The organism is Streptomyces sp. NPDC060205 (assembly GCF_042728395.1).
GTDB lineage: Bacteria > Actinomycetota > Actinomycetes > Streptomycetales > Streptomycetaceae > Streptomyces.
In genome coordinates this window covers 1-17,153 of record NZ_JBHWZP010000198.1, presented here as the reverse complement: position 1 = coordinate 17,153, position 17,153 = coordinate 1, and the positions used below count along the sequence as shown (strand labels likewise).

The following is a 17,153-nucleotide window of genomic DNA, read 5'->3' as shown; positions in this document are numbered from 1 at the left end:
TAAGGGGCGCGGGGAACTGCGCGACCGGCCCCCACCGGCCCGCAGCCAACAAACCCGGCCGGAGCCACCCCCTGCCTACGCCCCGCCCTCACCCAAGGGGCGCGGGGAACTGCGCGACCGGCCCCCACCGGCCCGCAGCCAACAAACCCGGCCGGAGCCACCCCCTGCCTACGCCCCGCCCTCACCCAAGTGCCCCCGAGCCTCCTCATACGTGGCTCCCCCAGCCGCACCCCCGGGCCCGTACACAAGGTTCAGCACGCCCGTCCGAAACGTCTCCGCCGAGATCAGCGTCAGCGGAACCGCCGACTCCCCTTCCCCCTCCCCCTCCTCGAACAACCGCATCCCCTTCCGCACCGCGATCGGATGCACCAGCAGATGCAGTTCGTCCAGCAGCCCCGCCCCCAACAGCTGCCGTACGACGGACACGGACCCGCTGAGCGCGATGTCCCCGCCCTCCTCGTTCTTGAGCGCGGTCACGACCTCGACGAGGTCGCCCTCCAACTGCTCGGAGTTGCGCCACTCGAACGCAAGCCGCGTCCTCGACACCACGATCTTCCGCACGTCACCGAGCTGCTTGGCGAACCCCGCGTCCTCACCCCCGGCCGCCTCCCGCTCCGGCCACGCCCCCGCGAAGCTGTCATAGGTCTTGCGGCCGAACAGCATCGTGTCCGCCGAGTCGAACATCGCCCCGACAGCCGCGCCCATCTCGTCGTTGAAGTACGGGAAGTGCCACTGGTCGGGCGCCTCGACCACACCGTCGAGCGAGATGAACAGTCCGGCGCTGATCTTCCTCATGATGTTCCTCCAGGGTCCGAATGAGCCGGTCGGCGCAGTCCGCGATCCGGTCACTACTTGGACGGCAAGAGCCGGAAAAACTAATCGGCCCCCAGCCCATCACGCCCCGGCGACGAGAACCAGCGGAGAGAGGGAGACAGGAACGACCGACACCGGCGCGACAGCGACCGCGGCGGCCGGCACCGCGGAGACAGCCACAGCCCCGCCATCCACCCGCGCCCGCCCCAGCCCACGCCCACGCCCACCTTCACCCGCCGCGAAGACGAACACCCGCAGCACCACGAACCGCCCCACCCCCGCGAGCCCGGAGGCCCCGAGGTAGACGATCTGCTCGGCGAGCATCCCGGGCGACGACTGCACCAGGTGCAGGACGAGCACCGCGAGGGACGTCACCGCGTACGCGGCCGTCGCCGAGCCCGCCGACTGCCAGTGCCGCCGCCATCCGGCCCGCCGGCCGGTCCCGAAGGTGAACAGCGCATGCAGCTCGGTGCACAGAACGGTCGACGCGACGGTGATCACCGCGTTCGCCACCACCCACGGCACCACCCCGGCCAGCAGCGCCACCGCGCCACTCGCGAGAACCCCGACACCCCCACCGCACACCACGAACCGCACGAAGGAGACGAACGCCCCGGGAGCGGCCACGCCCGCCGTCTCCGGCTCCGCCGCGAGCTGCGACTCCATGGGGATTTTCCTTCCGGGGGAAGAGGCTGCGGCCCCTTCGATCAACTGGCTTCGACCGGGTTCAACAATGCCGTCGCCCGGCCGCCCCATCGAGACAGTGCGCACCCGGATCCATGGTGGTGCCAGCCCTACCCCCGGCCTGCGCTCCGCCCCCGCCACGCCCTCCCGGAATACGCGGACGGCCGCACCGCGCTGAAGAATCTGAAGGAACCATCGAAGGACACGCCAGCCACACCAGGCACTCCAGGCACTCCAGGAAACAAGGGCGACCCAGGCAACCCAGGCACCCCCCGACGACACTCCGGAGGAACCCCATGGCCCTGACCCGTGAAGAACGCGAGAAGTTCCTCGCCGAACCGCACATCGCCGCGCTCGCCGTGGACGCGGGGGCAGGCCGCGCCCCGCTCACCGTGCCGATCTGGTACCAGTACGAGCCCGGCGGCGACGTCTGGATCCTGACCGGGCTGACCTCCCGCAAGAACGAGCTGATCAGCGCCGCGGGCAGGTTCTCCCTGATGGTGGACCGGCTCGAACCCACCATCCGGTACGTGTCCCTCGAAGGGCCGGTCGTCGAGTCGACCCCCGCCACCCGCGAGCAGCTCCACGAGATCTCGGCCCGCTACCTCCCGGCGGACAAGGTCGACGGGTACGTCGACTTCTCCTGGAAGGAGCACGGCGAGATGGTGGTCATCCGGATGCGCCCCGACCGGTGGCTGTCGTCCGACCTCGGTTCGGTCTGAGGCAGCCCCCCGCGTGACAATCGGGGCATGAGTGCCGACAGCGCCGACGCCCCCACCCCGCCCACGCCCGACTCCACCGGCTCCCCCGCCCCCTCAGCCGCCTCCGAGTTCGTACGGCTGCTGAGGGCTCAGCGGGTCTGGGACACCGAGCTGCCGGACTTCGCCCCGGCCGCGGCCCCCGCCGATCCGCTGCCGCTCTTCGAGCAGTGGTTCGCCGAGGCCGTGGCCGCCGGGCAGGTCGAGCCGCACACGATGTCGCTGGCCACGGCGGACGCCGGAGGTCAGCCCGACGTACGGACCGTGATGCTGCACGGCGCGGACCAGGACGGCTGGCATTTCGCCTCGCACGCGGGCAGCCGGAAGGGCCGGCACCTGGCGGCCCGCCCGTACGCGGCGCTCGGCTTCTACTGGCCCGCGCAGGGCCGGCAGATCCGGGTGCGTGGCCCGGTGACCGTCGCCCCGCCCGAGGTCGCGCGGGCCGACCTGCACGCCCGCTCGACCGGCGCGCTCGCCTCCGCCCTGGTGGGCAGGCAGAGCGAGGTGCTGGACTCGTACGAGGAGTTGGAGCGCGCCTCGGACGCGGCCTGGGACCGTGCCCGGCGCGAACCGGACGCCTCGGCGCCGTCGTGGACGGTGTACGTCCTGGACCCGGACGAGGTGGAGTTCTTCCAGGGCGACGCACACCGCAGGCACGTACGCCTGACCTACCGCCGCGTGGACGGCACGTGGCACCAGAACCTGCTCTGGCCCTGAGGGCCACAGCAGACCAGGCAGCCGGTCGCGTGCCACGCAGGGCCGCGCAGGGCCACGCAATCCCCGCCGTCCCCGCAGCCCCTGCCGTCCGCGCCGTCCGCGCCGTCCGCTACGGACGTACGGGCTCCAGATCCGTGGCGGGGTCCGTGGCCAGCCGGGCATGCAGATGCACGTCCCGGAAGGCGTCCAGGCGCCCCGCCTCGAACATCGCCCCGCGCAGGGTCCCCTCGTACGGATACCCGCACCGCTCGGCGATCCGGCACGATGCCTCGTGTCCGAGCGCGTGTCCCAGCTCAAGGCGGTGCAGGCCCAGTTCCTCGAAGGCCCAGCGGGAGGCCAGGGCAAGGGCGCGCGTGGCCACCTGACGGCCGCGCGCGTCGGGGAGCACCCAGTAGCCGACGCGGGCGACCCGTATGACGTGGTCGATGTCGTTGATCCCGATGTGCCCGAGGCGTACGCCGCCGGTCGCGTCGGTGACACAGAAGGAGGCGCCCACCCCCTCCTGGGCCGCCTTGACCCGCGCTGCCATCGACTCCTGCGCGTCGGCGCGGTCCACCATCGGTCTGAGCGGTGTGTTCCACCGCTGGAACTCGGGGTCGAGGTATCCCCGCAGCCACGCCTGGACATCCTCCTCGGTGTCCGCGTCCCAGGGGCGCAGCCGCAGTCCGTAACCGCGGATCTCGGGATGGGGGAGGGAGCCGGAGGACTCGTACAAGTCGGTCATCGAGCCATTCAACAACGGCCCCGAGACGGAACGGGACGAGGGTCGCCCCGAAGCCCCGGAAGACCGCGGAAGCTCAGGAGGAGGACCGGGGCCGGAACACAGGAACGGCGACAGCCCCTTCCGCCGCCTCCTCACCCTCCTCCCGGAAGGCCACCTCCAACGCCATCCCCACCCGCAGGTCCCCCTCCCCGCACTCCACCACCTCGGTCATCATCCGCGGCCCCTCTTCGAGGTCGACGACGGCGGCGACGTACGGGGTGCGGGCCCCGAAGGGCGGCAGGTCGTTGCGGTGGACGACGGACCAGGTGTAGAGCGTGGCGCGGCCGCTCGCCCGTTCCCAGGTCACGTCCTCGCTCCAGCAGTGCGGGCAGAACTCGCGCGGGTAGTGGTGGGCGCGCCCGCACGCGCCGCACCGGCGCAGCAGCAGCCGCCCGTCGGCGGCGGCGTCCCAGTAGGGCCGGGTGAAGGCGTCGGTCTCCGGCAGGTCGAAGCGGGCCGGTACGCCGGAGCCGGCCGCCATCAGAAGAGTCCCAGCGCGCTGTCCAGGGACCACGTCTGCCAGGACATGCCGAACAGGGCCACCAGGGAGATGAGGGCCATCATCGCGTTCTGCCCCTGCTCGGCCCAGTCGTGGATCATCAGGACGAGGTAGAGGAGGTTGAGCAGCAGGCCGCCGGCCAGGGCGATCGGGGTCAGGAAGCCCACGACGAGGCCGAGGCCCAGGGCGAGTTCGGCGTACACGACGACGTACGCCATCGTGCGCGGCCGGGGCGCGACCACCACGTCGAAGCCGCTGCGCACCGAGTTCCACCGGTGCTTCGCGGCGACGTCGGCCGCCCAGGCGATCCCGGTGCCCCGCTCGAACCAGCCCTTCTTGTCCTTGTGCCGCCAGCTCTCCAGCCACCACAGCCCGAGCCCGATCCGGAGCACGGCAACCCATTCCGCACCGGTGAGCCAGATGGTGTCCATGGCACCGCATCCCTCCCGCAGCCGTAGATCGACGGCACAGATCTGACCGTACAGATCTGACGGTACGTCAGTTCAGCGCACCGGGCGCGGCTGCGCAAGAGTCCTACGACCACCCGTCCCGCCGCGCGCACCTCCCCTGTCGCGCACACGCATGTGGCCTACGACACAAACCCCACACACCCCTCATACAGCCGTGATCAATTCGCAACCGATTCCGGGCTTGACCGAGACCCATCAAATGACGACATGCATACGCTCGGCACATGGCCGACTCTCCCGACCCGACACCGCAGGCATCCCCGGCACCCGCGCCCGAGCCGACGCCGACACCGACACCGCCGACGGCGGCCGTGCCTCAGCAGGACCGGCCCGTGTACGTCATCGGGGGCGGGCCGGGCGGTCTCGCGGTGGCGTACGCGCTGCGCGCCCAGGGTGTGCGGGCCGTCGTGCTGGAGAAGTCCGACCGGGTCGGGGCCTCCTGGCGGCGGCACTACGACCGGCTGCGGCTGCACACCACGCGGCGGCTTTCCGGGCTGCCGGGTCTGCCGATGCCGCGTTCGTTCGGGCGGTGGGTGTCCCGCGACAACGTGGTGCGCTACCTGGAGAAGTACGCCGAGCACCACGAGCTGGAGATCGTCACGGGCGTCGAGGTCTCCCGCGTGGAGCGCTCCGCCGACGGCACCGGCTGGCTGCTGCACGCCACCGGCGGGCGCGAGCTCACCGGCAGCGCGGTCGTCGTCGCCACCGGCTACAACCACACGCCGCACGTGCCCGAATGGCCGGGCCGCGACGGGTACACGGGCGAGTTCCTGCACGCCGGCGAGTACCGCAACCCCGCACCCTTCGCCGGGCAGGACGTCCTCGTGGTCGGCGTGGGCAACACCGGCGCCGAGATCGCCGTGGACCTCGTCGAGGGCGGCGCGTCGCGCGTACGCCTCGCCGTGCGGACCGCGCCGCACATCGTGCGCCGGTCGACGGCCGGGTGGGCGGCCCAGTACACCGGGGTGCTCTGCCGGCGGCTGCCGGTCGCGCTGGTGGACCGGCTGGCCGGGCCGATGGCGAAGCTCAGCGTTCCTGACCTCGCCGCCAAGGGCCTGCCGAGGCCCGACACCGGGCTGTACTCGCGGGTGAACGAAGGGTCCATCCCCGTGCAGGACGTCGGCCTGATCGACGCGGTCCGCAAGGGCCGGGTCGAGGTCGTGGCGGCGGTCGAGGGCTTCGAGGACGGCAAGGTCGTCCTCGCGAACGGCGACCGCGTCGGACCGGACGCCGTGATCGCCGCGACCGGTTACCGGCGCGCCCTGGAGAACGTCGTCGGCCACCTCGACGTACTCGACGGCCGTGGCCGCCCGGTCGTGCACGGCGCCCGCTCCCCGAAGAACGCGCCCGGCCTGTACTTCACCGGCTTCACCAACCCCATCAGCGGCATGTTCCGCGAACTGGCCATCGACGCCGAGAAGATAGCGAAGGCCGTGGCACGCGACGCCGACCGCAGGAACCCGTCCCGCATCGCCCGCTGACGCCGACCGTCAGCGGCGTTGCCGCCGGGGGGTGCCGCGCGGGGTGCCGCCGGGGGCGTTGCCTCCGGGGGCGTTAGCTGCGGGGCCGTTGCCTCCGGACGGCGGGGCTCCCGAGGGCCCCGTCCTCCGCGAGCAACCCCCGCCGGTCGCCGTGCACTCGACGCGCGCCCACGCGCCCGTTGCGCCCGTGCGCCCTACCCCTCCTCGAAATGCGCGAGCGTGCCGATGAGCCGTTCCGCGATGCCCGGCGGCCAGGGGAACGACGGCGCGACCGCCCGCTGGTGGGCCAGGCCGTGCAGGCCGAGCCAGAGCACGACCACGTCGGCCGCCACGTCGGTGCTGGCCGAGGAGCCGGCGGTGACGCACTCCTGGAGGGCTTCGCCGAGCCGTCGCAGGCTCGCCTCGCCGAGTGAGCCGAGGTCCTCCGCCGTCACGGAACTCGCGTCCGGATCGGGCATCCAGAACCCGCCGAACATCGTGCGGTAGCGCCCCGGGTGGGCCTCGGCGAACTCCAGATAGCCCTCGCACAGGGCCGTGAGCCGTGCGCGGGGCGAGTCGTCGGCCGCGTCCACGGCCGCGCGCAACTGCTCGTCCAGTTCGGCGAAGGCGTTGCGCACGACGGCCAGCATGATGGCGGGCTGGTCGGAGAAGTGCCGGTAGATCGAAGGGGCGGCGATACCGACCCTGCGGGCCACGGAGCGCAGGGTGATGGCGCTCTCGTCGCCGGTCTCGTCGAGCAGCGCGACCGCCGCCGTCACGATCTCCTGGCGCAGCCGGTCCCCCTCCCCCCGGCGGTTGCGGACGCGGACGGGCGTCGCCGCGGTGTCGCCAGTGCCGTCGCTCGTGCCGTCGCCTGCGCCGTCTCCCGTACCTGTTCCCATAGCTGTTCCCATACCCGTCACCTTACAGCGCGAAGCTTATGAGTGTTTCCTCTTGTCATCCGTGAGCTAACAGGCATAGCCTTACGACCGTAAGCACACGGCAACGACTCCAAGGGGTACGTCATGACCGGCACCGCAGCCCACACCTCCACCTCCAGCTCCACCACCCCCTCCACCGCCCCCGTCGTCTCCGCGACCGAGGTCGTCCTGCCCGGCCCGGTCGAGCCGGAAGGGCTGGAACTCCGCAGCCGCGAGCTTCCGGCGCCGGCCAAGGGCCAGGTCGTCCTGCGGATGGACGCCACGGGCGTGTCGTTCGCCGAGCAGCAGATGCGGCGCGGCAAGTACTACGACCAGCCGCCGTTCCCCTTCGTCCCCGGCTACGACGTGGTCGGCACGGTGACGGCGGCCGGTCCGGACGTGGACCACGCGCTCGTCGGCCGCCGCTTCGCCGCGGTCACCAAGACCGGCGCCTGGGCCAGCCACCTCCTGATCGACGCCGTGGACCTGATGCCCGTACCGGACGAGGTGGACGCGGCCGACGCGGAGACCGTCGTCGTCAACGGCATCACCGCCTGGCAGATGCTGCACCGCATCGCCAAGGTCCGTACCGGCGGGACGATCGTGGTCCTCGGCGCCAACGGCGGCGTCGGCTCCACGCTCGTCCAACTGGCCCGCCACGCCGGGATCACCGTGATCGGCACGGCGTCGGCCCGCCACCACGCGACCGTACGGGAGCTGGGCGCGAGCCCGGTCGACTACCGCGACCCCGACATGTACGCGCGCATCCGCGAACTCGCCCCGGCCGGCGTGGACGCGGTGTTCGACCACGTCGGCGGCGCCGGGGTGGAGCAGTCGTGGCACCTGCTGCGCAAGGGCGGCACGCTGGTCTCGTACGGCACCGCCGCCACCAAGGACGACGAGGGCAACTCGCAGGTGCCGGTGCTGAAGCTGTTCGCGCGCCTCGCCGCCTGGAACTCCCTGCCCAACGGCCGGAGCGCGCACTTCTACAACTTCTGGGCCGGCAAGCGCCGTTGCCGCGCCTCCTGGCAGCGGCGGCTGACCGAGGACCTGACCCAGGTGCTGCGCCTGGTCGCCGACGACGTCCTCACCCCGCAGATCGCCGCGCGGATCCCGCTGCCGGACGCCGCCGCGGCCCTGGCGCTCGCCGAGTCCCGCACGGTCGCCGGAAAGATCGTCATCGTCCCCGCCTCCGCCTCCGACTCCGTCCCCGCCACGGAGGCGTGACGCGTCGAGCGCCGCCGGAGATCCGCCGCGGGAGGTACGCCGCCGCGTTGAGCGCGCCCGTTACGGCGCCGCGCCGGGGCCCACCGTTACCCACCATTACGCCGCTGCCGTGAGCGCCACCGTCGCGCCACCGCAGTGAGCGCGTACAGCGCGTACGCCGATCGTCCACCGCCACGCACGCCCTCTCACGCCCCCCAGCCCTCCCCTCCCCCGCCCCGCCGTCAGCCCGCAGCCCGCAGCCCGCAGCCCGCAGCCCGGAGGTACCCGCCATGTCCGTCACCATCACCGCCGTCACCACCGCCGCCCCGCCGGTCGTGACCACCGCCACCACCACTGCCCCCACCGGCCGCCCGACCGCGCCGCCACACCCGGCCCCGGCGCGCACCCCGGACTCAGCGCGCCCCCCGGCCGCCGGGCTCCCCCCGGGCGATGTCGACAACCGTGCGACCTACGTCAGCTTCGGGCTCGCCTATCTGCTGGGTCACGGCTCCGCCGCGGTCTCCGAGGGGGCGGCCCCGCTGCTCGACCTGCCCGGCTGGCTGCCCATGACCCTCCTCGGTGCCGGGCTCGCCGTCGGCACCGTCCAGGCCACGGTCGCCGCCCTGCGCGCCCAGCGCACCGCCGCCGAGCCGGACGACGTCCTGTCCGGCAAGCTCCTCGGCGCCGCCTGGGTCACCGCCTTCGCCGCCCTCTTCCTCGCCATCACGGGCCTGACGGCCACCCTCGACCTGCCCGACGTGCAGTCCCTGCTCTGGCCGACCGGATCCGGTTTCGTCGTAGGCCTGCTGTACATCGCCGAGGGCGCCCAGCGCCGCAACCTCCTGCACTACGGCCTTGGCACCTGGCTCGCCCTGACCTCCACCGCGGCCCTCCTTCTCGGCAGCCCCGGCCTCTACTGGGTCCTCACCCTCGCCGGCGGCGGCGCCTACGCCCTCGCGGCGGTCCTCGAACGCCGCCGCCTCGCCACTCCCGCAGCCGCGCGAACCCCGTAGGGCGCACCCCCCGAAGTCCTCCCCCTTCACCTGTACCTCCACCTCAGCGAGAGGAACACCATGCCCAGCAACAGCCCCGCCTCCCTCCCCGTCCAGCCCGCCCGGCGCCGACCGCGGACGCGCGCACGCACACGTACCACCGCCACGCTCACGGCCGCCCTCGCCGCCCTCTCCACCCTCGGCGTCCTCGCGAGCACCGCTCCCGCCCAGGCCGCCCCCGCCCGGACGGGTGCCGCGCACCACGCCGACGGGCTGAAGTGCCAGGGCAGGGGCACGGACCCCGACGCCCTCATCCGCTACCGCTCCGACATCGTGATCAAGGCCCCGCTGAGCACCGTCTTCAAGCTGCAGACCGACGTCGAGCGCTGGCCGTCGTGGCAGGCGCCGGTCCTGTCCGCGCAACGGCTCGACCACGGCCCGCTCCGCCCGGGCTCGCAGTTCCGGTGGACGACCCCGGCGCCCGCCACGCCCACCACCCCCGAGACCACCCTGAACATCACCTCCACGGTCCGCGACCTCGACCGGAACTCCTGCATCCGGTGGACCGGCCCCGCGGTCGGCGAGGGGCTGCGTATCGACGAGGGCGTCCACGTATGGAACTTCACCGAGGTCGAGGGCGGCGTGCGCGTACGGACCGAGGAGACGTGGACGGGTGCGCAGGTCGAGGCGGACGTCCCCCTGGCGACCTCGATGCTCGGCGCGGGACTCGAACAGTGGCTCCGCGAGCTGAGGACGACCGCGGAATCCCGTACCGCCGGACCGTGCGCCTGACGGACGGCTCCCAGCCGACCGGCAGCCGGTCTCCCGCCCGCCCGGCAGCCAGGTTCCCCGCCCGCCCGGCGGGGAATACGCCACACACCGGAGCCCATGCCTTCGAAACCAACGCCTTTGAAACCGACGCCTTCGAAGCCCATGCTCCCGAAACCCGTACTGCCGAAACCCATGCTGGTGAAACGCATGCCTTCGGAGTCCACACCTGTGGCCGCCACAAGTTCTTTGCTTCCCGACCCATTCCTGACGCAGCGTCAGTTCAGTAATCTGGCCTTATCTGACACTGCGTCAGTTATTGGCAGCGACACAGGAGCGGGCGGACCGATGCTTGGATCAACCCACGGCACCCTCACCACCGACTCCCGCCGGGCCCGGGTCATCGCCTGCGGCGAGCAACCGGCCCCTGCCGTGCACGGCAGGCCGGCCGCCACCGACGACCTCGACGTCAGCGGCAGGCCGCTGTACGCCGGCGTCCCCGATCTGGACCGCTTCTTCCGCCCCGAGTCGGTGGCCGTCGTCGGCGCCTCGGACGCCGAAGGGCGGCCGAACACCGGCATCACGCGCCAACTGCTGGCCTGGGCCGAGCGGGTGGGCGCACGCCTCCACCCGGTGCACCCCACCCGGGAGACCGTGTTCGGACTCCCCTGCGTCCCGTCGGTCGCGGAGCTGCCCGAACAGGTCGACCTGGCCGTGCTGCTGGTCTCCGACCCGCTTCCCCTGATCGAGCAACTCGCCGAGACCAAGGTGCGGTTCGCGGTCGCCTTCGCGTCCGGGTTCGCCGAGACGGGGACGGTGGGCGCCGCCGCGCAGGACCGGCTGGCCGACGCCGTGCGGCGTTCCGGGATCCGCTCCGGCCTGCGGCTGCTCGGCCCGAACACCAACCTGAACGCCTTCGAGAAGTTCCGCGACGACCTCGACGGCCCGGCCATCGCGCTGATCACCCAGTCCGGCCACCAGGGCCGCCCGGTCTTCACCCTCCAGGAACTGGGTATCCGCGTCTCCCACTGGGCACCCACCGGCAACGAGGCCGACCTGGAGAGCGCCGACTTCATCTCCTACTTCTCCGAGCAGCCCGAGGTCGGCGCGATCGCCTGCTATGTCGAGGGCCTCAAGGACGGCCGCTCCTTCCTCCTCGCCGCCGACCGGGCCGCCCGGCGCGGGGTCCCCGTCGTCGCGGTCAAGGTCGGCCGCACGGAGACGGGCGCGCGGACGGCCGCCTCCCACACCGGCAAACTGACGGGCGCGGACGCGGTGGTGGACGCGGCGATGCGCCAGTACGGGGTCGTACGTGTCGACGGCCTCGACGAACTCCAGGACACCGCGGCCCTGTTGGCCCGTGCCAGGCCGCCGTCCGCAGACGGGGTGGCGGTGTACTCCATCTCCGGCGGTACGGGCGCCCACTTCTCGGACCTGGCGACCGAGGCGGGCCTGCGCCTGCCGCCCCTCTCCCCCGCCAAGCAGGCCGAACTCCACCAGTGGATACCGGAGTACCTGGACGTCACGAACCCCGTCGACAACGGCGGCCACCCGGTCGGCGACTGGCGGGGCCGCAAGATCATCGACGCGATCCTCGCCGATCCGGCCGTCGGAGTGCTGATCTGTCCGATCACGGGCCCCTTCCCGCCCATGAGCGACAAGCTCGCGCAGGACCTCGTGGACGCGGCGGAACAGACGGACAAACTGGTGTGCGTGGTGTGGGGATCGCCGGTCGGCACGGAGTCCGCGTACCGCGACACCCTCCTCGGCTCGTCCCGGGTGGCGACCTTCCGCACGTTCGCGAACTGCATCACGGCGGTACGCGCCCACCTTGAGCACGCCCGCTTCACCGCCTCCTACCGCTCCCCCTTCGACGAGGCCCCCCGCACCCCGTCCCCCTCCTGCCGCAAGGCCCGGGCGCTGATGCGGCCGGGCAGCAGACTGAGCGAACACGCGGCGAAACAACTGCTGCGGGCGTACGGGATCCGGGTGCCGCGCGAGCAGTTGGTGACCAGCGCGGCGGCCTCCGTACGGGCGGCCGGTCTGGTCGGCTACCCGGTCGTCATGAAGGCGTCCGGCGCGCGGCTCGCCCACAAGACGGAACTCGGCCTGGTGAAGGTGGGCCTCACCTCCGCCAGCCAGGTACGGGACGCGTACCGCGAGTTGACGGACATCGCGCGGTACGAGGACGTGTCGCTCGACGGGGTTCTGGTGTGCCAGATGGTGGAGCAGGGCGTCGAGATGGTCGTCGGTGTGACGCACGACGACCTCTTCGGTCCGACGGTGACGGTCGGGCTGGGCGGCGTACTCGTGGAGGTCCTCCAGGACACGGCGGTACGGGTGCCGCCGTTCGGCGAGGACCAGGCGCGGTCGATGCTCGACGAGTTGCGGGGGCGGGCGCTGCTCGACGGCGTCCGCGGGCGGCCTCCGGTGGACCTCGACGCGCTGGTGGAGGTCATCCTCCGCGTCCAGCGGATGGCCCTCGAACTGGACACGGACCTGTCCGAACTGGACATCAACCCCCTGATGGTCCTGCCCCGCGGCCAGGGAGCGGTGGCGCTGGACGCCTTGGCAATCTGCCACTGACCCACTGCGTGGGGCTTGGGCGGTCGGGTGTGCGTGGCAGCAGCTGCATTGTCAACCGCGGCCCGGCGGGGGCCGCCCGCGCAGTTCCCCGCGCCCCTAAAGACCGCCCACCCCGACCCCCGCCAGGGGCGCGAGGAACGGCGCAGTCATTCGCCTTCAGGGGCGCGGGGAACGGCGCAACAAGCCCCCACCGACCCCGCACCCGAAACACCACCGCCACCCCCCGCCCCTCAGGGGCGCGGGGAACGGCGCAGTCTTTTGCCTTCAGGGGCGCGGGGAACTGCGCAATCCTTGGGGCCCGCCCCCACCGGACCCGCACCCGACACACCCCCGCCACCCCCCACCCCTCAGGGGCGCGGGGAACTGCGCGACAAGCCCCCACCGGACCCGCACCCACCCACAACCCACCACACCCACCCCCTCCCCTCCCCCTCCCCACCCCACCCCGGAGCCCTCGTGATCATCCACACCCTCGACGACACCCACGTCTCCTGGATCACCCTCAACCGACCGGAGGTCATGAACGCCATCACCCCCGAGCAACGGGAAGAGCTCATCCAGCTCATGGAGACCGCGTCCGCAGACGCGAACACCCGCGCAGTCGTCCTCACAGCCACAGGCAAAGGCTTCTGCACAGGCGCAGACCTCCGCGGAGGCCCACCCGCCAGGGACCGCCTCCCAGGAGACGTCTCCCGCGTCATAAAGAACGGCGCCCAACGCCTCATCACCGCAGTCCTGGACTGCGAGAAACCGGTGATCGCCGCAGTGAACGGCACCGCCGCCGGCCTGGGCGCCCACCTCGCGTACGCCTGCGACCTGGTCCTCGCCGCGGAATCGGCGAGATTCATCGAGGTGTTCGCCCGCCGCGGCCTCGTCCCCGACGCCGGCGGCGCCTACCTCCTCCCCCGCCTGATCGGCCCGCAGCGCGCGAAGGAGCTGATGTTCTTCGGCGACGCCCTCACCGCCGCGGACGCCCACCGCCTGGGCCTGGTCAACCGCGTGGTCCCGGACGGGGAGCTGGAGAAGACGGCCCGCGCCTGGGCCGAACGCCTGGCCACCGGCCCCACCCGCTCCCTCGCCTTCACCAAGCAGCTGGTGAACGCCTCCCTGGACTCCGACCGCGCCACCGCGTTCACCGCCGAGGCCACCGCGCAGGAGATCAACATGACGACGTCGGACGCCACCGAGGGCGTAACGGCGTTCGTGGAGCGCCGCACCCCGGACTTCACGGGCCACTGAACCCCTTCCCATCTGACGCCCCGTCACCTTCAATGGACGGTGTGATGGGACACGCAGGAATGGCCGCGGCAGCCGTCCGCTATCTGAGGTCGGCCGGAGAGCCGAGGACCGCGGGACCGGTCGAACCGCTCCCGCGTCCCGACCTGCGCGCGGTAGGCGACGACGAACGCGCACCGATCGACCCGGCCGAGTTCCGCCGCGTCCTGGGAAACTTCGCCACGGGCGTCACCGTCGTCACAGCTCCGGGGGCCACCCCCGCGACCCCCGCCGGCTTCGCCTGTCAGTCCTTCGCCGCGCTCTCCCTCGACCCGCCCCTGATCGCGTTCATGGTCGCGCGTACGTCCACGACCTGGCCGCGTATCGCCCGCGCGGGCGTCTTCTGCGTGAACGTCCTCGGCGCGCACCAGGGCGACCTGTGCCGCCGCTTCGCGGTGAGCGGTTCGGACAAGTTCGCGGGTGTCGCCCACGAACCGTCGCCGGTCTCCGGTTCGCCCCGCCTGTCCGGCGCCACCGCGTGGGTCGACTGCGCCGTCCACGCGGTCCACACGGGCGGCGACCACCTGATCGTGGTGGGCCGGGTGAACGCCCTGGGCACACCCGACGCCGACCCCGACGGCCACGACGGCGCCCCTCTCCTCTTCCACCGCGGCCGCTTCGGCCACTTCACGGCCTGACGCCCCCCAGAAGCCGTCCGGCCCCGCCCTAGGCGAGAGCGGCCTCCCCCGGCACCACCCTGCGCCGGATCACCAGCGCCATCAGCGCCGCCACCGCGCACAGCGCCCCGGAGGCGTACCACATCACGTTGTACGAGCCGAAGGCGTCGCGGGCCACACCGCCCAGGAAGGCGACCAGTGCCGCCCCGACCTGGTGGGAGGCGAGGACCCAGCCGAAGACGATGGCGCTGTCGTCGCCGAACCGGTCGCGGCACAGGGCGAGGGTGGGCGGGACGGTGGCGACCCAGTCGAGTCCGTAGAAGACGATGAAGAAGACCATCGGCGGGTGCACCGAGGGGCCCAGCAGCAGCGGGAGGAAGAGGAGCGAGACACCGCGCAGGGCGTAGTAGACCGCCAGCAGCCGGCGCGGGTCGAAGCGGTCGGTGAACCAGCCGGAGGCGATCGTGCCGACGACGTCGAAGACCCCGATGACCGCGAGCAGCGAGGCCGCCGCCGTGATGGGCATGCCGTGGTCGTGGGCGGCGGGCACGAAGTGGGTCTGGATCAGGCCGTTCGTCGAGGCGCCGCAGATCGCGAAGGTCCCGGCGAGCAGCCAGAAGGGCCCGGTGCGCGCGGCGGAGAAGAGGACGTTCACCGCTCGGCGCGCGGCCCCCGGCACGGGCGGCGGCTTCTCGACGAACTCCGTCGCCCCGTACGGCCTGAGGCCCACGTCCGCCGGATGGTCGCGCAGCAGCAGCCAGACGAACGGTACGACCGCGAGGGCCGCCAGGGCCACGGTCACGGCGGCCGGGCGCCAGTCGTGCTCCGAGACGATCCACGACAGTACGGGCAGGAAGATCAGCTGGCCGGAGGCGGAGGCGGCGGTGAGGATGCCGGTGACCAGGCCGCGCCGCTCGGTGAACCAGCGGTTGGTGACGGTCGCGGCGAACGCGAGGGCCATCGAGCCGGACCCCAGGCCCACGAGCAGCCCCCAGCACAGCAGCAGCTGCCAGGCCGCGGTCATCCACACGGTGGCGCCGGAGCCGGCCGCGATCACGACGAGCGCGAGTGCGACGACCCGCCGGATGCCGAACCGGTCCATGAGCGCCGCGGCGAACGGCGCCGTCAGCCCGTACAGCGCGAGGTTGACGGAGACCGCGAGCCCGATCGTGCCGCGCGACCAGTCGAACTCCTCGTGCAGCGGGTCGATCAGCAGGCCCGGCAGGGAACGGAAGGCCGCCGCGCCGATGATCGTCACGAAGGTGACGGCGGCGACGAACCAGGCCCGGTGCACGCGCGTACGCCGCCGACGCCCGATCGCGTCGCTTCCGGACGCCTGCCCGCCGGTTCCGGAGTCCTGCACGCCGGTTCCGGAGTCCTGCAGGCCCGTGCCGGGATCCTGCACGCCCGTGCCGGGATCCTGCACGCCCGTGCCGGGATCCTGCACGGGTGCCGCCTCGCTCGCGGCGTCGGTTGTCTGGGTCACGTCACCGAGCTTCCGTCCTCGGCCCGCCCCGAACGAGTGGCCCGAAGGACAGCATTCGCTAGGATCGGGCCATGGGTACGAACACCCCGGACACCCCGCCCCCTCGGCACCGCGTCGTCGTCCTCGCCCTGGACGGCCTCCTCCCCTTCGAGCTGGGCATCCCGCAGCGCATCTTCGGACGCGCCAAGGACGCCCAGGGCCGCAGGCTGTACGAGATCGTCACCTGCTCCGTCCGGCCGCCGGGCCCGGTCGAGACGGACGCCGACTTCTCCGTCCTGGTCGAGAACGGCCCGGAGGCCCTGGCCACCGCCGACACCGTGGTCGTCCCGGCCTCGTACGAGCTGGGCCCGGTCCACGACGAGGGCGTACTCACCGAGGAACTGGCCGCCGCCCTCGCCCGGATCCGGCCGGGCACCCGGCTCGTCTCGATCTGCACGGGCGGGTACGTGCTGGCCGCCGCCGGGCTGCTCGACGGGCGCCCGGCGACCACGCACTGGGCCTCCGCCGAGCACTTCCAGCGCCTCTTCCCGAAGGTGCGGGTCGACGCGGACGTGTTGTTCATCGACGACGGGGACGTGCTGACCTCCGCCGGGGTCGCGGCGGGCATCGACCTGTGCATCCACATCGTGCGCCGCGACCACGGGACCGCTGTCGCCAACGAGGTGGCCCGACGCACGGTCGTGCCTCCGCACCGGGACGGCGGGCAGGCGCAGTACATCGAACGGCCGGTGCCCGAGCCGCAGTTGGCGACGACGATCGGGGCGCGTGCGTGGGCGCTGAGCCGGCTGCACGAGCCGATCCAGTTGCGGGACATGGCCGCGCAGGAGGCGATGTCCGTGCGGACGTTCACGCGGCGGTTCCGGGAGGAGGCGGGGGTCAGTCCCGGGCAGTGGCTCACGCAGCAGCGGGTCGAACGGGCCCGCCATCTCCTGGAGTCCACGGACCTGTCGATGGACCAGGTCGCGGCGGACGCGGGTTTCGGCACGGCGCAGTCGATGCGCCAGCATCTCCAGTCGGCCCTGGGGGTAACCCCCACGTCCTACCGCCGAACATTCCGCTGAACACCCCTCCCCCACCACATGGGGGCTGCGCCCCCCTCGCCCCCTTTGCGCAGTTCCCCGCGCCCCTAGGTACCTAGG

At 72.6% G+C, this 17,153-nt stretch carries 17 protein-coding genes; 10 read left to right on the top strand and 7 right to left on the bottom strand.

What is annotated here, in order from left to right:
* Positions 1–168: 168 nt before the first annotated feature.
* A complete protein-coding gene (locus tag ACFWGJ_RS28890) occupies positions 169–795 on the bottom strand; it encodes a dihydrofolate reductase family protein (RefSeq protein WP_387330341.1) in 627 nt (208 codons plus the stop codon).
* A gap of 99 nt (positions 796–894) precedes the next feature.
* Positions 895–1,479, bottom strand: coding sequence for a hypothetical protein (locus ACFWGJ_RS28885; RefSeq protein ID WP_387330339.1), 585 nt, complete (start codon positions 1,477–1,479; stop codon positions 895–897).
* A 314-nt stretch (positions 1,480–1,793) separates the two neighbouring features.
* Between ACFWGJ_RS28885 and ACFWGJ_RS28880 the strand changes: the two genes are divergently transcribed.
* A complete protein-coding gene (locus ACFWGJ_RS28880; RefSeq protein WP_387330336.1) occupies positions 1,794–2,219 on the top strand; it encodes a pyridoxamine 5'-phosphate oxidase family protein in 426 nt (141 codons plus the stop codon).
* Positions 2,220–2,246: 27 nt separating this feature from the next.
* Positions 2,247–2,972: a pyridoxal 5'-phosphate synthase gene (locus tag ACFWGJ_RS28875; RefSeq protein ID WP_387330334.1), complete on the top strand. Its 726-nt coding sequence runs from the start codon at positions 2,247–2,249 to the stop codon at positions 2,970–2,972.
* A gap of 109 nt (positions 2,973–3,081) precedes the next feature.
* On the opposite strand, the gene ACFWGJ_RS28870 is transcribed toward ACFWGJ_RS28875, so the two are convergent.
* The 3 genes from ACFWGJ_RS28870 to ACFWGJ_RS28860 all read right to left on the bottom strand — a co-directional run bounded on the left by ACFWGJ_RS28870 (position 3,082) and on the right by ACFWGJ_RS28860 (position 4,665).
* On the bottom strand, positions 3,082–3,696 hold the full coding sequence (locus ACFWGJ_RS28870; RefSeq protein ID WP_381832991.1) for a GNAT family N-acetyltransferase: 615 nt from the start codon (positions 3,694–3,696) through the stop codon (positions 3,082–3,084).
* A 73-nt stretch (positions 3,697–3,769) separates the two neighbouring features.
* Complete coding sequence (locus ACFWGJ_RS28865; RefSeq protein ID WP_387330331.1) at positions 3,770–4,216, bottom strand: Zn-ribbon domain-containing OB-fold protein; 447 nt, start codon at positions 4,214–4,216, stop codon at positions 3,770–3,772.
* Positions 4,216–4,665 (bottom strand): DoxX family protein, encoded by a 450-nt coding sequence (locus ACFWGJ_RS28860; protein ID WP_387330329.1) that lies wholly within the window; start codon positions 4,663–4,665, stop codon positions 4,216–4,218. The genes ACFWGJ_RS28865 and ACFWGJ_RS28860 overlap by 1 nt, the downstream gene beginning before the upstream one ends.
* A gap of 263 nt (positions 4,666–4,928) precedes the next feature.
* On the opposite strand from ACFWGJ_RS28860, the gene ACFWGJ_RS28855 reads away from it, so the two are divergent.
* A complete protein-coding gene (locus ACFWGJ_RS28855) occupies positions 4,929–6,185 on the top strand; it encodes a flavin-containing monooxygenase (RefSeq protein WP_387330327.1) in 1,257 nt (418 codons plus the stop codon).
* 194 nt (positions 6,186–6,379) lie between these two features.
* Here ACFWGJ_RS28855 and ACFWGJ_RS28850 read toward each other — a convergent pair whose 3' ends face one another.
* Positions 6,380–7,066 carry a TetR/AcrR family transcriptional regulator gene (locus ACFWGJ_RS28850; protein ID WP_387330325.1) on the bottom strand — a complete coding sequence of 229 codons (687 nt, stop codon included), beginning with the start codon at positions 7,064–7,066 and terminating at the stop codon, positions 6,380–6,382.
* Positions 7,067–7,189: 123 nt separating this feature from the next.
* On the opposite strand from ACFWGJ_RS28850, the gene ACFWGJ_RS28845 reads away from it, so the two are divergent.
* The 6 genes from ACFWGJ_RS28845 to ACFWGJ_RS28820 all read left to right on the top strand — a co-directional run bounded on the left by ACFWGJ_RS28845 (position 7,190) and on the right by ACFWGJ_RS28820 (position 14,549).
* Positions 7,190–8,311, top strand: coding sequence for a medium chain dehydrogenase/reductase family protein (locus ACFWGJ_RS28845; protein WP_387330323.1), 1,122 nt, complete (start codon positions 7,190–7,192; stop codon positions 8,309–8,311).
* 269 nt (positions 8,312–8,580) lie between these two features.
* Positions 8,581–9,303 (top strand): ABC transporter permease, encoded by a 723-nt coding sequence (locus tag ACFWGJ_RS28840; RefSeq protein ID WP_387330320.1) that lies wholly within the window; start codon positions 8,581–8,583, stop codon positions 9,301–9,303.
* Between the two features lie 60 nt (positions 9,304–9,363).
* On the top strand, positions 9,364–10,074 hold the full coding sequence (locus ACFWGJ_RS28835; protein WP_387330317.1) for an SRPBCC family protein: 711 nt from the start codon (positions 9,364–9,366) through the stop codon (positions 10,072–10,074).
* Between the two features lie 324 nt (positions 10,075–10,398).
* Positions 10,399–12,636 carry an acetate--CoA ligase family protein gene (locus ACFWGJ_RS28830; protein WP_387330314.1) on the top strand — a complete coding sequence of 746 codons (2,238 nt, stop codon included), beginning with the start codon at positions 10,399–10,401 and terminating at the stop codon, positions 12,634–12,636.
* Between the two features lie 456 nt (positions 12,637–13,092).
* Entirely contained in the window at positions 13,093–13,875 is a 783-nt protein-coding gene (locus ACFWGJ_RS28825; protein WP_387330311.1) for an enoyl-CoA hydratase/isomerase family protein, read from the top strand.
* A gap of 44 nt (positions 13,876–13,919) precedes the next feature.
* Positions 13,920–14,549 carry a flavin reductase family protein gene (locus tag ACFWGJ_RS28820; protein ID WP_387330308.1) on the top strand — a complete coding sequence of 210 codons (630 nt, stop codon included), beginning with the start codon at positions 13,920–13,922 and terminating at the stop codon, positions 14,547–14,549.
* A 28-nt stretch (positions 14,550–14,577) separates the two neighbouring features.
* On the opposite strand, the gene ACFWGJ_RS28815 is transcribed toward ACFWGJ_RS28820, so the two are convergent.
* Positions 14,578–15,846 (bottom strand): MFS transporter, encoded by a 1,269-nt coding sequence (locus ACFWGJ_RS28815; RefSeq protein ID WP_387330344.1) that lies wholly within the window; start codon positions 15,844–15,846, stop codon positions 14,578–14,580.
* 239 nt (positions 15,847–16,085) lie between these two features.
* Here ACFWGJ_RS28815 and ACFWGJ_RS28810 point away from each other — a divergent pair, with 239 nt between their 5' ends.
* Entirely contained in the window at positions 16,086–17,075 is a 990-nt protein-coding gene (locus ACFWGJ_RS28810; protein WP_381833141.1) for a GlxA family transcriptional regulator, read from the top strand.
* Positions 17,076–17,153 lie beyond the last annotated feature (78 nt).

What these genes read in the sequence shown, in the direction of transcription:
- ACFWGJ_RS28890 (WP_387330341.1), bottom strand. Translation starts at nt 795, where the DNA reads ATGAGGAAGATCAGCGCCGGACTGTTCATCTCGCTCGACGGTGTGGTC.
- ACFWGJ_RS28885 (WP_387330339.1), bottom strand. Translation starts at nt 1,479, where the DNA reads ATGGAGTCGCAGCTCGCGGCGGAGCCGGAGACGGCGGGCGTGGCCGCT.
- ACFWGJ_RS28880 (WP_387330336.1), top strand. Translation starts at nt 1,794, where the DNA reads ATGGCCCTGACCCGTGAAGAACGCGAGAAGTTCCTCGCCGAACCGCAC.
- ACFWGJ_RS28875 (WP_387330334.1), top strand. Translation starts at nt 2,247, where the DNA reads ATGAGTGCCGACAGCGCCGACGCCCCCACCCCGCCCACGCCCGACTCC.
- ACFWGJ_RS28870 (WP_381832991.1), bottom strand. Translation starts at nt 3,696, where the DNA reads ATGACCGACTTGTACGAGTCCTCCGGCTCCCTCCCCCATCCCGAGATC.
- ACFWGJ_RS28865 (WP_387330331.1), bottom strand. Translation starts at nt 4,216, where the DNA reads ATGGCGGCCGGCTCCGGCGTACCGGCCCGCTTCGACCTGCCGGAGACC.
- ACFWGJ_RS28860 (WP_387330329.1), bottom strand. Translation starts at nt 4,665, where the DNA reads ATGGACACCATCTGGCTCACCGGTGCGGAATGGGTTGCCGTGCTCCGG.
- ACFWGJ_RS28855 (WP_387330327.1), top strand. Translation starts at nt 4,929, where the DNA reads ATGGCCGACTCTCCCGACCCGACACCGCAGGCATCCCCGGCACCCGCG.
- ACFWGJ_RS28850 (WP_387330325.1), bottom strand. Translation starts at nt 7,066, where the DNA reads ATGGGAACAGGTACGGGAGACGGCGCAGGCGACGGCACGAGCGACGGC.
- ACFWGJ_RS28845 (WP_387330323.1), top strand. Translation starts at nt 7,190, where the DNA reads ATGACCGGCACCGCAGCCCACACCTCCACCTCCAGCTCCACCACCCCC.
- ACFWGJ_RS28840 (WP_387330320.1), top strand. Translation starts at nt 8,581, where the DNA reads ATGTCCGTCACCATCACCGCCGTCACCACCGCCGCCCCGCCGGTCGTG.
- ACFWGJ_RS28835 (WP_387330317.1), top strand. Translation starts at nt 9,364, where the DNA reads ATGCCCAGCAACAGCCCCGCCTCCCTCCCCGTCCAGCCCGCCCGGCGC.
- ACFWGJ_RS28830 (WP_387330314.1), top strand. Translation starts at nt 10,399, where the DNA reads ATGCTTGGATCAACCCACGGCACCCTCACCACCGACTCCCGCCGGGCC.
- ACFWGJ_RS28820 (WP_387330308.1), top strand. Translation starts at nt 13,920, where the DNA reads ATGGGACACGCAGGAATGGCCGCGGCAGCCGTCCGCTATCTGAGGTCG.
- ACFWGJ_RS28810 (WP_381833141.1), top strand. Translation starts at nt 16,086, where the DNA reads ATGGGTACGAACACCCCGGACACCCCGCCCCCTCGGCACCGCGTCGTC.